Below are 12,915 nucleotides of genomic sequence, written 5' to 3'. Positions count from 1 at the left end.
TGTCCGGTGTGAAAATACGTCGAAGTGAACGACTGATCGATATGACACATTACTTGTTGAATCATCCCCATGAATTGATTTCATTGTCCTTCTTTTCTAAACGATATGCCTCTGCAAAATCATCGATTAGCGAAGATTTATCTATTATCAAAAAGACCTTTAAAGAACGAGGAACAGGCATTCTTGATACCGTGCCAGGCGCTGCTGGCGGTGTTTTTTTTGTGCCTGAAATTTCTGAAGAAGAAGCGTATGCGTACGTTGAAGGGCTGGCAAAACGCTTGTCTGAGCAAGACCGTTTGTTGCCTGGCGGCTATGTCTATCTATCTGACTTATTGGGCGAACCGGAATTGCTGCGCCAAGTCGGCCGCATCATCGCTTCCAAATATTTAGGCGAACAAATCGATGCGGTGATGACCGTTGCTACTAAAGGAGTTCCGATCGCTCAAGCAGTCTCTTACTACTTGAATGTTCCCTTCGTGATCGTGCGTCGTGATTCCAAGATCACTGAAGGCTCGACCGTGAGTGTCAATTATGTCTCTGGTTCTTCAGAGCGGATCGAAAAAATGGAATTATCCAAACGCAGCTTAAAGCGCGGCTCTAGAGTATTGGTGGTCGATGACTTTATGAAAGGCGGCGGCACGGTCAATGGGATGAAGAGCTTGATTGAAGAATTTGAAGCCGAATTAGTCGGTATTACGGTTTTTGCCGAAACGAAATTCAAAGGCAAGCGGGCCATCAGCGATTACAGCTCTCTGCTGTATGTTGAAGATGTCGATACCCAGACCAAAACGATCTCGGTAGTACCGGGAAATTATTTTGAGAAAAAAGCCTGATTTTTGTGGCTCTTAGACTGGCGCAAGCAGCTGTTTTTCGAACGGCGGCTGCCAGTCTTTTTTTGATTGGTCTAGGTGGGGATTCCTTAAATCGTTGAAATTTACAAGTACTTGGGCTAAACTGTTTATAGGAAATTCAATGAACAAAAATCGTTCAGATTGATAGGAGTGGAATACGTGGACGCACGTTTTGCAATAATTTTAGCGGCTGGAAAAGGCACGCGCATGAAATCGAAGTTATATAAAGTGTTACATCCGGTTTGCGGTAAGCCAATGGTGGAGCACATCATGAACCGAGTGGTGGAAACAAATCCTGAAGAGATCGTGACGATCGTTGGTCACGGGGCGGAAATGGTCAAGGAGCAACTGGGGGATCGCACCAATTACGCCTTACAAGCCGAACAATTAGGTACCGGTCACGCTGTCGTTCAAGCCGAATCATTTTTAAAGGGCAAAAAAGGCACGACCTTAGTAATTAGTGGGGATACGCCGTTATTGACGACGGAAACCTTGAATAACTTGTTCGATTACCATCAAGGGAAAAATGCATCGGCAACGATCTTGACGGCACAAGCGGCAGACCCAACGGGCTATGGCCGGATCGTACGGGATCATGTCGGCATCGTGGAAAAAATCGTCGAGCAAAAAGATGCGTCGACCGAAGAAGCACTGATCCAAGAAATCAATACAGGCACGTATTGCTTTGACAATGAATTGTTATTTGACGCCTTGGCAAAATTAGATACGGACAATGCCCAAGGGGAGTACTACTTGACTGATATTATCGAGATCTTAAAGGAAGACGGCAAAATCATCGCTGCTTATCAAACCGAAGATTTCCATGAATCTTTAGGAGTCAACGACCGCATCGCCTTAGCCGAAGCCAATCGCTTGATGCGCCAGCGGATCAACCGTCAACACATGCAAAACGGCGTGACCTTGATCGACCCGGCGACGACTTATATCGACGAAGGCGTTGTGATTGGTTCAGATACCTTGATCGAAGCCGGTGTGATCATCAAAGGGCAGACGACGATCGGAGAAGACTGTGTCATTACGGCAGCTTCTGAAATTGAAGACAGCAAGATCGGCAACCAAGTGACGATCAAGGCATCGACGATCGAGGAGAGCATCATTCATGATGGCGCCGATGTCGGTCCCAATGCCCACCTTCGCCCCAATGCGGAAATTTTGGCCCATGCCCATATCGGTAACTTTGTGGAAATCAAAAATGCGACGATTGGTGAAGGCACCAAAGTCGGACACTTGTCCTATGTCGGTGATGCAACCTTAGGCAAAAACATCAACGTCGGCTGCGGTGTAGTCTTTGTTAATTATGACGGCAAGAGCAAATTTAAAACGACTGTCGGGGACAATTGCTTTATCGGCTCCGGGTCTAATCTGGTTGCACCCTTGACCATCGAAGAGGAAACGATGATCGCTGCTGGCTCAACGATCACCAAAGATGTTCCTAAACACAGTATGGCGATTGCCCGCGCCCGTCAGGAAAATAAAGCGGATTACGCGAAAAAGTTACCTTATCTAAATTAGAAATAGCGAAATGACTTGATTTCTTAAGGAAAAATGACTACTATTTATTAGGAAGAAGATTCTAGTAAAAAGGAGTCATTTTTTTCTAGATGAACGCAAAGAAAGTGGAGGTTCTCATGTCAAATCATTATTTTGATCCAAGATTGAAGATTTTTTCTCTGAACTCAAATCGTCCTTTGGCGGAAAAAATCGCAGCTGCAGTAGGTGTTGAATTAGGTAAGTGTTCAGTCAAACAATTTAGCGATGGTGAAATCCAAGTGAATATTGAAGAAAGTATTCGTGGTGCCCACGTCTACGTGATTCAATCAACCAGCAGCCCTGTAAACGATAACCTAATGGAATTGCTGATCATGATCGATGCTTTGAAGCGCGCCAGTGCGAAGACGATCAATGTAGTAATGCCTTATTATGGTTATGCAAGACAAGACCGCAAAGCGCGATCAAGAGAACCAATCACCGCAAAACTTGTAGCAAACATGATCGAAAAAGCCGGTGCGAACCGTATGGTTACACTGGATTTGCATGCTTCACAGATTCAAGGGTTCTTTGATATCCCAGTTGACCACTTGATGGGTGCACCATTGATCGCCAACTACTTCTTGGAAAGAGGCATTCAAGGCGATGACGTCGTAGTCGTTTCACCAGACCACGGTGGCGTGACTCGTGCCCGCAAATTAGCTGAGTTTCTTAAGTCACCAATCGCGATCATCGACAAACGTCGTCCGAAAGCCAACGTAGCGGAAGTCATGAATATCATTGGTCATGTTGAAGGCAAAACTTGTGTCTTGATCGACGATATGATCGATACTGCTGGTACCATCACATTGGCTGCGAATGCGTTGAAACAAGCAGGTGCCAAAAGTGTTTACGCCTCATGTACTCACCCTGTCTTGTCAGGACCTGCCTTGGAACGAATCGAAGATTCGGCCATTGAGCATCTAGTTGTGACAGATTCGATTTACTTGCCAGAAGACCGTAAGTCGAAAAAAATCGATGAGATCAGTGTTGGTGCCTTGATGGGCGAAGCGATCAAACGAATCCATGAGAACAAACCAGTAAGTCCACTGTTTGAATCAAAATTATCAATTTAATCGTGCCTCATAAGCATGAGAACAACAGCCAATGGTCGGTCTTTAACCGCTCATTGGTTGTTTTTTTCTGAGGAGTTTCAGGATGTTTTTAGAAAAAACGATCGCAGTCATGTTTCTTTTCACCAATTTATGGTATTCTTGAAAGTGACTTGCGAAACGCAAGCACAAAATAAAATAGAATCTAATCACAAAGGGGAGTCTGCAAAGGCTGAGAATGAGAGTACTCTAAACCCTTCGTACCTGTTTCGATCATGCGAACGTAGGAATTGTGACGAGTTGAAGTGTCTAACACTTCTCCTTTGTGAATTGTGATGATTCTAAAGGAGGAGTTTTTTTTGAAACGAAAAATGTCGCTGCAAGTGTGGACGGAAGGAACGATGATTGCTGCTATCGGGGTCGTCTTGTCGTATATCCCGATCCAGACAGCCAATTCCAGTATCGACTTGTCTCTAGGGCTCGTGCCCTTGGTCTTGTATTCGTATCGTCGCGGGGTGCTGCCGGGAATGACGGCGGGATTTATGTGGGGCTTGCTGAATATTTTGATTGGTAGCGCCATGCGTAACTTTATCACCGTTCCACAGATCATCTTTGAATATCCCTTTGCCTTTGCTTTTGGCGGGATGGGCGGCTTGTTTGCTAATAAAATCCAGCAAGCGATCCGTCAAAACAGCAAAACCGTTACGTGGTATGTCGTCTTAGGGGGCATCGTGGCGGTGATTAGCCGTTGGTTTTGGCATTATTGGGCAGGGGTTTTTGTCTGGGGAATGTACGCACCAGAAGGACAAAGCCCGTATCTGTATTCCTTGATCTTCAATGGAACATCGGTCATCATCAATATCGTTTATGTGGGCGTTGTATTAGGTCTCTTAGTTAAGGCAGCCCCGAAATTATTTGTGCCGAAAGCTTAGTTTTAGAAATGAAATCATAAAAAATGTCTTGATGCTCTTTGAAAAAGAGAAGCATCAAGACATTTTTTTGTCGAAAAAGCCAAAAGCCAAATCTTCTTGATCAATTTCCAACGACCAGTTTTTTTTGCTGGCTGAGTAGCGCAAAACTGCAATTTGATCTAACTCTTTTTGATTGACCAATGTGCTTTTCAAGCCAGCATCTTCTGACAGATAGATCGGAATCGTATAAGTTTTATCGATCAGTTGTTCTTGTGTCAGACAGAAGACGATGCCTTCTTGCATGATTCCCCGCAACTCTTTCAGCAAATTAAAATCGAGTTTTTCCACCGGTGTTGCTTTTTTAAAAAAGGAGAGGCGATCATTGATTTTTTCTAAGACGATGCGGGTGATCCGATCCGCCAAGATTCGGTAATATTCATCTAAGTAGCGATAATAAACGCGGGAACGTGCATCTTTTAAGTCAAAGAAAACAAAGTTATTTTGCAGTTTGTAAAAGAAAGGGGAGTGGAGGTGTGTCTTCATGTGGCCAAAATATAACAATTCGGAGATCTCTAAAGGCGTCAATTCTTTGACCATCTCGTAATCATTAAAATCGATCCACTTCATTTCTTCGGCAATGCGACCTTTGTTGATTTGCTGAAAAAACAGTTGGACATCTTCCATTCCGCGTATCACTTTTAAGCCCGTATGACCGTCGAATTCGCCGAAATCACTGGAAGGATCAAGCAAGAGCAAATTCTTGGGCTGATGGACGATGCTCTTGTTAAAATCTTGGGGGGCAAGCCCGCGGGTCAAGACGGCATTGCTGGTTGTATCAATATGTACGTAAATCGTGTTAGACATGCCGATCGATCCCTCCTATATACTAAGTTCATTCTACAACAAAGCGCTGAAAATTGCTTGTATCTTTTCGTTTAAAGTTATATTACAAAATAACAGAAAAAACAATTTTTAAGTTCCCTTTTTCGACAAAAAAAGGCAAATCTTGTCTTTTCGTAAAAAAACTGGCCAAAATTGGCGTCTTTATGAGGATTTTGGTATGATAAAAGAAGAAACTAATGGAGACGAGAACCTATGAGAAAAAAGAAAAGCAGACTTTCGAATTGGCTGAGCAATCTCTTTTTGCTTGTGCTGTTATTGATTGGTTTAGCATTGATTTTTAATAATCAAATCAAAAATTATTTTATTAAACAAACAGGTGAAGCATACGCAGTCGGCACCATTGATCGTAGTGAGGTCGAAAAAAATATGGAAGCGGAAGCGACCTTTGATTTTGATGCCGTGGAGCCGGCAAGTTCAGAAGCAGTCTTACGGGCGCAGCTGAGCAACAAAGCTTTGCCAGTGATCGGCGGCGTGGCGGTTCCCAGTGTTGGGATCAATCTGCCGATTTTTAAAGGCTTGGCCAACGAGGCCTTGCTGTATGGTGCTGGTACGTTAAGTCCCACCCAAAAAATGGGGGAAGGCAATTACGCGTTAGCTAGCCATCGCGCTCAATCGCCAGAGCTCCTGTTTACACCATTGGATGATGTCGCGATCGGGGCGGCTATCTATGTGACCGATCTGGAAAATATTTACACGTATACTGCGACTTCTTCTGTGCGGGTCGACCCGACCGATGTTTATTTGCTTGACGAAGTAGAAGGCCGCAAAATGATCACGCTGATCACCTGTGGGGAAATGGGCGGTGTCACCCGTCGTGTGATCCAAGGTGATCTGGAATCTGTAACGCCTGTCGACGAAGCAACGGATGAGATGTTGGCAGCATTCAACATGGCACAACGAACATTTTAATCAAAAGAATAGCTCGAGTGGTACGGCAGCTGGCGTGTCATTCGTCTATTCTTTTTTGCATAAGGAGGCGTCTTGATGAAAGTGAAAAAACTGACTTCGATCGATTTTCTTGCACAAAGGGCAGGATTTCAAGAAAGCCGACTCGTCTTTTCCTTTTTTGAGTCGCATTCAAAAGCGCGACGAGCCTTTCTAGCCGATATAGCACAGCAGGGCTGGCAGATCGACAGCCGTTACGGACGTCTTTACCTTGCTGGGCAGTTTGATTTTGACCAAAAGACACTGACTATCACCAATCTGCTGGTGGAAGCGGCCGCCGAGTTTACTTGGAAACAACTGCTGGCCGTGACAGAAAACTTCGCCCGCAGTCGCTTTGTAGCAGCCGTCTTGTGGCAGCTTCCTCATCGGCCCCCCTTGGCTGAGTGGTTTATCCAGCAAGGGTATCAGGTGGTCCCTCAAGGGTATCAAAAAGCGCTAGCTTATCAGACGGCGCTGGTTTTAGGCGGTGGCGGTGCTCACGGGGCGTATCAAATCGGTGTTTGGCAAGCGCTGCAAGAACGGGGCATCACCTTTGAATGGATCACGGGAACTTCCGTCGGTGCCTTGAATGGTGCCTTGATTTTAATGAACGATGTGGAAGCGGCCGTCGATTTATGGGCAAATATCTCCAGCGAGCAAGTATTGCACTATCCGCTTGCTTCGGTACGAGCCCAAACACTGCGGGATTTGATGAATCAAGCCAACTCGCTGGTCCGTGAAGCGGTTAAAAGCAACGGCGCCAGTACCGAACCCTTGGCAAAGCTTTTGCAAAAGACCTTTGATCAAGAAAAATTCAGCCAAACTGCTTGTCATTTGCTAATCTGTACGACTCGTCTGCCAGATTTCAAGGAGACGGTTTATGCCTTTGATCCATCAGCAGTAGAAGAAAACCTGCATTGGTTATTGGCATCCGCCTCATTTTATCCAGCGATGCAGGCGCAAAAAATTAATGACGCCTATTACATCGATGGCGGCTATCGCAACAACCTGCCCATCGATGTCGCTCTACAGCAGGGGGCAACGGAATGTATCACTGTGGATGTCCAAGGACCCGGCATCAATAAAAGGACGGTTTTGACGGAAGAAACTGCGCAACTTTCGTTAGGGTCTCCTTGGTCCTTAGGCAGCTTTTTGGTTTTTGATGCCCAGCGTTCGCTGGATAATATGACCTTGGGCTATTTGGAAACCTTGAAAGTGTTCGGCAAATACCAAGGCCATTGGTATACCTTTGAAAAGACGGTTGATTTTCAGCCGTTATGGCGGGGCTTTTTGAAAGAGCTACGCCAGACAGACCCGTTGCTTTATCAGGAACTAAAGAAAAAAGAATTTTGGAAAAAAATGCGTAAATTCTATCAACAGGATGTGCCATTTGAGCAGTGGGGGCGTATACTGATAGAGTGTACCGCGAAAGTATTGTATCTAGCGCCTACGGTGATTTATGAGCAGGAAACGATTCTAACGGCTTTAGCTGAAAAAATTGCGCTAAAGGCAGTGGAAGAAGCCGATGCCTGGTCGATCACCGAGTGGCTGAGCTATTATCGCGACCGTTTTTTTGTCTTGTCCGAGCAAAACCGCTTTTTCTTTTTTTATCGGACGCAGCAATTGAATCTGCCCGCCCTTCAGCAGATTCGTCGGCGTTACCCGCTGACTGCTTTAATGGCAGCGTATAGTCACTATCTTTTGAAAGGAGCAGAAAATGGATAAATTTTCGTATGAAATCGTTGAAGAGATCGCCGTGCTTTCGGAAAATCAAAGAGGCTGGCGCAAAGAATTGAATTTGGTGAGCTGGAATGGGCGTCCGCCAAAATTTGATCTGAGAGATTGGGGTCCAGAGCACGAGAAGATGGGCAAAGGCGTGACCTTATCCAATGAAGAATTTGCAGAACTTAAAAAAGCCCTGCTTTCCATGTAAGAAAGCAAAACGGTTAGGAGTGATCAAATGAAAAGTATGACTGGTTTTGGCAAAGGCAGTGCAGAAACGCCAGATGTGCAGATCGAAATTGAGATCAAAAGTGTCAATCAGCGCTTTTTGGACCTGCAGCTGCGAATGCCTAAACAATTGAATCCTCTAGAAGGTGCTTTACGGCAGTCGATCAAGCAGACCCTCCAGCGGGGGCGAATCGAATTGTATGTGACGTTAAAAGAAAAAACCGCAAATACGAAACAGATCGAGATCCAATGGGACCTGCTGGAACGTTTCATGCAGGAGATCGATACCGAAGCCAACGCCCGTTTTGACCTGACAGAGCTGCCAAAAGCAGCATTGCTGGAACAATTCCTGCTCCATGAGGCTTTTCTAACGATCTCTGATCAAGAGCCAGAAGAAAGCACCTTAGCCGATGGCGTGATGGAAGCATTAGACCAAGCGTTGGCAGCGATCGACCAAAGCCGCTGGGTGGAAGGGCAAGGCATTCTGCAGATCTTACAAGAAAATCAGCGACAGCTGCAGGAAAAACTAACAGAACTCAAACAATTCGTGACCCTCTATGAAGCGGACTACCAAGAACGCTTTGAAAAGAAACTGACTGCCTATCTAGGGGAAGAAGTCGAGCGCGATCGTTTACTGACAGAGTTGGCGATTTTATTGGAACGCGGCGATATCCACGAAGAACTGGATCGTTTAAGTATCCATTTAACGACGATGACGGAGCTGCTGGCAGCTGAGACGCCGATAGGTCGAGAGCTGGATTTCTTGATCCAAGAGATGAACCGAGAAGTCAATACGATTGGCTCAAAATCAAGTCCGATCCAAATCAAAAACAGTGTCGTCCAAATGAAGACGATCATTGAGAAAATCAGAGAACAAGTTCAAAACATCGAGTAGGAGGAATGAACCAATGAAATATTACGATATCACCTTTCACGAACTGAGCGGAAAAAATGTCATCAAGCGCAGTATTCCCTCTGATAAAGAGAATTTCTCTGCGTGGGAAGATGCCTGCGTAGCCATCGAGCCGGATTTTCTTCATCTACTAGTTGATGGCGTAGCTGTTTCTTTGAATCGTCGGTACATCGTGCGTATCGATTGCCAAGAAGTGACGGATCCGACCGAAAAAGCGATCACTGCCAAAGACGAATTAGCAGGGGTCATCAATACCTTGAGCAACATGGGCTTTTAAGAAAGCAGCCGAAGTGTAGACTAGCAATTTCATGAAATTCCCATTATAATAAAGTAGTTCTTGAAAGTTGCTGAAAAAAAGTGCAAAATAGACGTTAAGCAAATGTCAGTGAAAGGACGTCATTATGTCAGAGCGAGGATTACTTATAGTTTTATCAGGACCTTCCGGAGTAGGGAAAGGGACCGTGCGCAAAGCAATTTTTGAGAGTGACGACAACGATTTTCAATATTCCGTTTCAATGACCACTCGTCAAAAACGCGAGGGGGAAGTGGAAGGGGTCGATTACTATTTCCGCACGCGGGAAGAATTTGAAGCCTTGATCGAAGCCGGTGAAATGCTGGAATACGCCGAATATGTCGGCAATTATTATGGCACCCCATTATCTTATGTCCAACAAACACTGGATCAAGGAAAAGATGTATTTTTAGAGATCGAAGTGCAAGGGGCAAAACAAGTAAAAGACAAAGTTCCCGATGGTGTGTTTATTTTTCTGACGCCACCTGATCTGGCAGAATTACGCTCTCGTATTACAGGAAGAGGAACCGACTCTGCCGAAGTGATCGATGAACGGATGCGTGTCGCCCGTGAAGAAATCGAAATGATGGCTTTGTATGATTATGCCGTTGTCAATGATGAAGTACCTAAGGCAGTCCAACGAATTCGCGAAATTATTTCGAGTGAACATTTTCGCGTTGACCGAGTGATCGGAACCTATATCAAAATGTTAGAGGAGCTGTAAGAAATATGATGTTAAAACCTTCAATCGATTCTTTGTTGGATCGTGTCAACTCAAAATATTCATTAGTGATCTTAGCAAGCAAACGGGCGCATGAACTTGATGCCGGTGCGCAAGCAACATTAGAAAACTTTGATTCAGTGAAAAGCGTGGGTCAAGCACTTGAAGAAATCGAAGCGGAATTAGTCGTTAATGATCCTCATCCAGAGATCAAGCGTGCCCGCTTGAAAATGGAACAAGAAGAGCGCAAAGCGCAAAAAGACCAAGAACAAAAAGAATTAGAAGCGCGTATCCGCGACGAACAAAAGCTATAGACAAAAGCAAGCTAGAGCACGCCTGTGTTCTGGCTTTTTCTTTTGAATGGCGATGGTTAAATTTTTGTAAGGGGTACAGACAAACCCCAGCCCATTTAGTAAAATAGAACCTAAAAGGAGGAGAAGAGATGGCGTACATAGCAGAAGTGATCGTGGATGTTCCCACGATGCAGACCGATCAGCCTTTTACTTATCTGATCCCATCAGAATTACAAGCCGCCATTGAGACAGGAATGCGGGTCGAAGTGCCATTTGGCAAAGGTGACCGTCATATCCAAGGGTTCGTCGTCGGGCTTTCAGAAGTTGCCGAACCGCAACAGACCTTAAAACCAATCGTTCGTTTGTTGGATTTGTCGCCTGTCGTCAATGAAGAACTTCTCCAATTAGCCGACTACATGAAGGAAACGACCTTTGCCTTTAAGATTACTTGTTTGCAGACGATGCTGCCTAGTGTGATGAAAGCCGAGTACCAAAAGCAGATCGTTTTGCTGGAAGGAAATCATCCCATCAAAGAATATTTTCCCGAAGACGGCATCCTCAGCTGGCAAGCCGCCGAAAGTGCAGGGCTGCTGCCACAGTTGAAGCCTTTGCGGGAAGCCGCAGTAGTTGAACTGCAGTACCTCGTGAAGAATAAAAACAAAGCGAAAATGACCCGTTATATTGAACGTAAGATCGAGCCAGCAGAAATCCCCGCCGTCCAGCAACAGCTGCGCAAAGGGGCCAAACGCAAGCTGGAAATCTTACAGATTTTGATAGAGGAAGCCCGCTTGCCGGTTTCCTTTTTTACCGAACAAGGGATTTCCACCGCGGCTTTGAACCAAGCGCAAGAAGCTGGCTGGCTGACCTTTACGGAAGTTGAAGCCTACCGTGATCCTTACAAAGACCGTCAATTTCAAAAAACGGTCCCCCTTGAATTAAATGAAGAACAGGCAGCTGCAGTAGCGCAAATCACTGCTTGTGCGGATAACCAAGAGGCGCAGACTTTTTTACTGGAAGGGATCACCGGCAGTGGAAAAACAGAAGTCTATCTACAAGCGATCGCCCAATTGCTGAAACAAGGCAAAACTGCGATCATGCTCGTACCGGAGATCGCTTTGACCCCGCAAATGGTCGAACGCTTTAAAAGCCGTCTCGGCGACGCAGTGGCTGTTTTACACAGCGGCTTGTCCCAAGGTGAAAAATACGATGAATGGCGTAAGATCGAACGTGGGGAGGCGCAGGTGGTGGTTGGCGCCCGCTCGGCGATTTTTGCTCCGTTGAAAAACATCGGGGTCATCATCGTCGATGAGGAGCACGAAGCTTCCTACAAGCAAGATGAAGCCCCTCGTTACCATGCGAGAGATTTAGCGATTTGGCGCAGCCAGTACCATCACTGTCCAGTGGTGTTAGGCAGTGCGACGCCGTCATTAGAATCTCGTGCTCGGGCCCAAAAAGAAGTCTACCGCTTATTGAAATTGAATCAGCGGGCAAAAACCAGTGCGCAATTACCGCAGATCGAAGTCGTGGATATGCGTACCGAATTTGCCAATAAAAAGTATCAAACTTTTTCTCGTCCGTTACAGGAAAAAATCACAGACCGCTTGGCCCGGAAAGAACAGATCGTCTTGCTGCTGAATCGGCGCGGCTACTCTTCCTTCGTGATGTGCCGCGATTGTGGGTATGTTTTGCCTTGCCCAAATTGCGACATCTCCTTGACGCTCCATATGGATACCAAAACGATGCGCTGTCATTATTGCGGACATGAAGAACACATCCCCCATCGTTGCCCCAACTGTAATGCAGACAAGATTCGTTATTACGGAACGGGCACGCAAAAAGTGGAAGAAGAGTTGAAGGAACTGTTTCCCGAAGCGCGGGTTTTACGGATGGATGTCGATACCACCCGCAAAAAAGGCGCCCACGAAAAAATCTTGACCTTGTTTGGGGAGAAAAAAGCGGATATTTTGTTGGGGACCCAAATGATCGCCAAAGGCTTGGATTTCCCTGATATCACACTGGTAGGGGTCTTGAATGCCGATACCGCCTTGAACTTGCCAGATTTTCGTTCGAGTGAACGGACGTTCCAGCTGCTGACTCAGGTCAGTGGTCGGGCAGGTCGGGCGGAAAAAACCGGCGAAGTGGTGATCCAAACATTCAACCCTGAGCATTATGCCATCCAGTTGGCGCAGTCGCAAGACTACGAAGATTTCTATCAAAAAGAGATGTGGATGCGGCACCAAAGCGGTTATCCACCGTATTATTTCACCGTCAAAATCACCTGCAGCCATCCCGAAGAGCAAGTCGCCGCTCAGAAGATGTTTGCGATCGCGCGGGATCTGCAGCAGGAGCTGTCACCGCGAAGTATTTTGTTGGGGCCGGCACCAAGTGCGATTTTGCGGGTGAAAAACCGTTATTACTACCAATTGATCATTAAATACAAAAATGAACCGCAGCTACCTGCTTTGTTGACCCGTCTGTTGGATCAAAGTCAAATCGATCAGCGCAAAGGATTGTACGTATCGATTGACCAAGAGCCGTTGAATTTTATTTAGAGGAG

Annotated in this window: 13 protein-coding genes and 1 riboswitch; of the genes, 12 read left to right on the top strand and 1 reads right to left on the bottom strand. The window is 45.8% G+C overall.

The annotated features are described in order from the left end of the window. Window positions 1-8 precede the first annotated feature (8 nt). The 4 genes from purR (at window position 9) to thiT (ending at window position 4,383) form a co-directional block, all read left to right on the top strand. Window positions 9-833: a pur operon repressor gene (purR, locus tag A5877_RS08605; RefSeq protein WP_008381701.1), complete on the top strand. Its 825-nt coding sequence runs from the start codon at window positions 9-11 to the stop codon at window positions 831-833. 177 nt (window positions 834-1,010) lie between these two features. Next, complete coding sequence (gene glmU / locus A5877_RS08600) at window positions 1,011-2,384, top strand: bifunctional UDP-N-acetylglucosamine diphosphorylase/glucosamine-1-phosphate N-acetyltransferase GlmU (protein ID WP_034871957.1); 1,374 nt, start codon at window positions 1,011-1,013, stop codon at window positions 2,382-2,384. 116 nt (window positions 2,385-2,500) lie between these two features. Beyond that, a complete protein-coding gene (locus A5877_RS08595) occupies window positions 2,501-3,475 on the top strand; it encodes a ribose-phosphate diphosphokinase (RefSeq protein WP_008381705.1) in 975 nt (324 codons plus the stop codon). A gap of 181 nt (window positions 3,476-3,656) precedes the next feature. Then, a riboswitch (TPP riboswitch) is annotated at window positions 3,657-3,758 on the top strand. Window positions 3,759-3,810: 52 nt separating this feature from the next. Next, on the top strand, window positions 3,811-4,383 hold the full coding sequence (gene thiT / locus A5877_RS08590; protein ID WP_008381706.1) for an energy-coupled thiamine transporter ThiT: 573 nt from the start codon (window positions 3,811-3,813) through the stop codon (window positions 4,381-4,383). 54 nt (window positions 4,384-4,437) lie between these two features. Here the strand turns inward: thiT and A5877_RS08585 are convergent, their stop codons facing one another. Next, window positions 4,438-5,226 carry a hypothetical protein gene (locus A5877_RS08585; RefSeq protein ID WP_005232973.1) on the bottom strand — a complete coding sequence of 263 codons (789 nt, stop codon included), beginning with the start codon at window positions 5,224-5,226 and terminating at the stop codon, window positions 4,438-4,440. Between the two features lie 231 nt (window positions 5,227-5,457). Here A5877_RS08585 and A5877_RS08580 point away from each other — a divergent pair, with 231 nt between their 5' ends. From A5877_RS08580 to priA, 8 genes are all read left to right on the top strand, one after another. After that, window positions 5,458-6,174: a class A sortase gene (locus tag A5877_RS08580; RefSeq protein ID WP_005232974.1), complete on the top strand. Its 717-nt coding sequence runs from the start codon at window positions 5,458-5,460 to the stop codon at window positions 6,172-6,174. A gap of 75 nt (window positions 6,175-6,249) precedes the next feature. Continuing rightward, entirely contained in the window at window positions 6,250-7,914 is a 1,665-nt protein-coding gene (locus A5877_RS08575) for a patatin-like phospholipase family protein (RefSeq protein WP_016621103.1), read from the top strand. Next, window positions 7,907-8,122 (top strand): YdbC family protein, encoded by a 216-nt coding sequence (locus A5877_RS08570; RefSeq protein ID WP_005230288.1) that lies wholly within the window; start codon window positions 7,907-7,909, stop codon window positions 8,120-8,122. Before A5877_RS08575 ends, A5877_RS08570 begins: the two co-directional genes overlap by 8 nt. A gap of 27 nt (window positions 8,123-8,149) precedes the next feature. Further along, a complete protein-coding gene (locus A5877_RS08565) occupies window positions 8,150-9,034 on the top strand; it encodes a YicC/YloC family endoribonuclease (RefSeq protein ID WP_008381708.1) in 885 nt (294 codons plus the stop codon). A 13-nt stretch (window positions 9,035-9,047) separates the two neighbouring features. Beyond that, window positions 9,048-9,329, top strand: a complete 282-nt coding sequence (locus A5877_RS08560; RefSeq protein WP_005230307.1) for a hypothetical protein — start codon at window positions 9,048-9,050, stop codon at window positions 9,327-9,329. A gap of 124 nt (window positions 9,330-9,453) precedes the next feature. Beyond that, on the top strand, window positions 9,454-10,068 hold the full coding sequence (gene gmk, locus A5877_RS08555) for a guanylate kinase (protein ID WP_005230308.1): 615 nt from the start codon (window positions 9,454-9,456) through the stop codon (window positions 10,066-10,068). 5 nt (window positions 10,069-10,073) lie between these two features. Then, a complete protein-coding gene (rpoZ, locus tag A5877_RS08550) occupies window positions 10,074-10,379 on the top strand; it encodes a DNA-directed RNA polymerase subunit omega (RefSeq protein ID WP_005232977.1) in 306 nt (101 codons plus the stop codon). Between the two features lie 128 nt (window positions 10,380-10,507). Then, entirely contained in the window at window positions 10,508-12,910 is a 2,403-nt protein-coding gene (gene priA, locus A5877_RS08545; protein ID WP_086316705.1) for a primosomal protein N', read from the top strand. Window positions 12,911-12,915 lie beyond the last annotated feature (5 nt).

Origin of the sequence: Enterococcus sp. 3C7_DIV0644 (assembly GCF_002141235.1) — a bacterium.
Lineage (GTDB): Bacteria > Bacillota > Bacilli > Lactobacillales > Enterococcaceae > Enterococcus_D > Enterococcus_D entomosocium.
The sequence above is the reverse complement of the archived record's forward strand: the minus strand, read 5'-3'. Positions and strand labels throughout refer to the sequence as shown.

What these genes read in the sequence shown, in the direction of transcription:
- A5877_RS08595 (WP_008381705.1), top strand. Translation starts at nt 2,501, where the DNA reads ATGTCAAATCATTATTTTGATCCAAGATTGAAGATTTTTTCTCTGAAC.
- A5877_RS08585 (WP_005232973.1), bottom strand. Translation starts at nt 5,226, where the DNA reads ATGTCTAACACGATTTACGTACATATTGATACAACCAGCAATGCCGTC.
- A5877_RS08580 (WP_005232974.1), top strand. Translation starts at nt 5,458, where the DNA reads ATGAGAAAAAAGAAAAGCAGACTTTCGAATTGGCTGAGCAATCTCTTT.
- A5877_RS08575 (WP_016621103.1), top strand. Translation starts at nt 6,250, where the DNA reads ATGAAAGTGAAAAAACTGACTTCGATCGATTTTCTTGCACAAAGGGCA.
- A5877_RS08570 (WP_005230288.1), top strand. Translation starts at nt 7,907, where the DNA reads ATGGATAAATTTTCGTATGAAATCGTTGAAGAGATCGCCGTGCTTTCG.
- A5877_RS08565 (WP_008381708.1), top strand. Translation starts at nt 8,150, where the DNA reads ATGAAAAGTATGACTGGTTTTGGCAAAGGCAGTGCAGAAACGCCAGAT.
- A5877_RS08560 (WP_005230307.1), top strand. Translation starts at nt 9,048, where the DNA reads ATGAAATATTACGATATCACCTTTCACGAACTGAGCGGAAAAAATGTC.
- gmk (WP_005230308.1), top strand. Translation starts at nt 9,454, where the DNA reads ATGTCAGAGCGAGGATTACTTATAGTTTTATCAGGACCTTCCGGAGTA.
- rpoZ (WP_005232977.1), top strand. Translation starts at nt 10,074, where the DNA reads ATGATGTTAAAACCTTCAATCGATTCTTTGTTGGATCGTGTCAACTCA.
- priA (WP_086316705.1), top strand. Translation starts at nt 10,508, where the DNA reads ATGGCGTACATAGCAGAAGTGATCGTGGATGTTCCCACGATGCAGACC.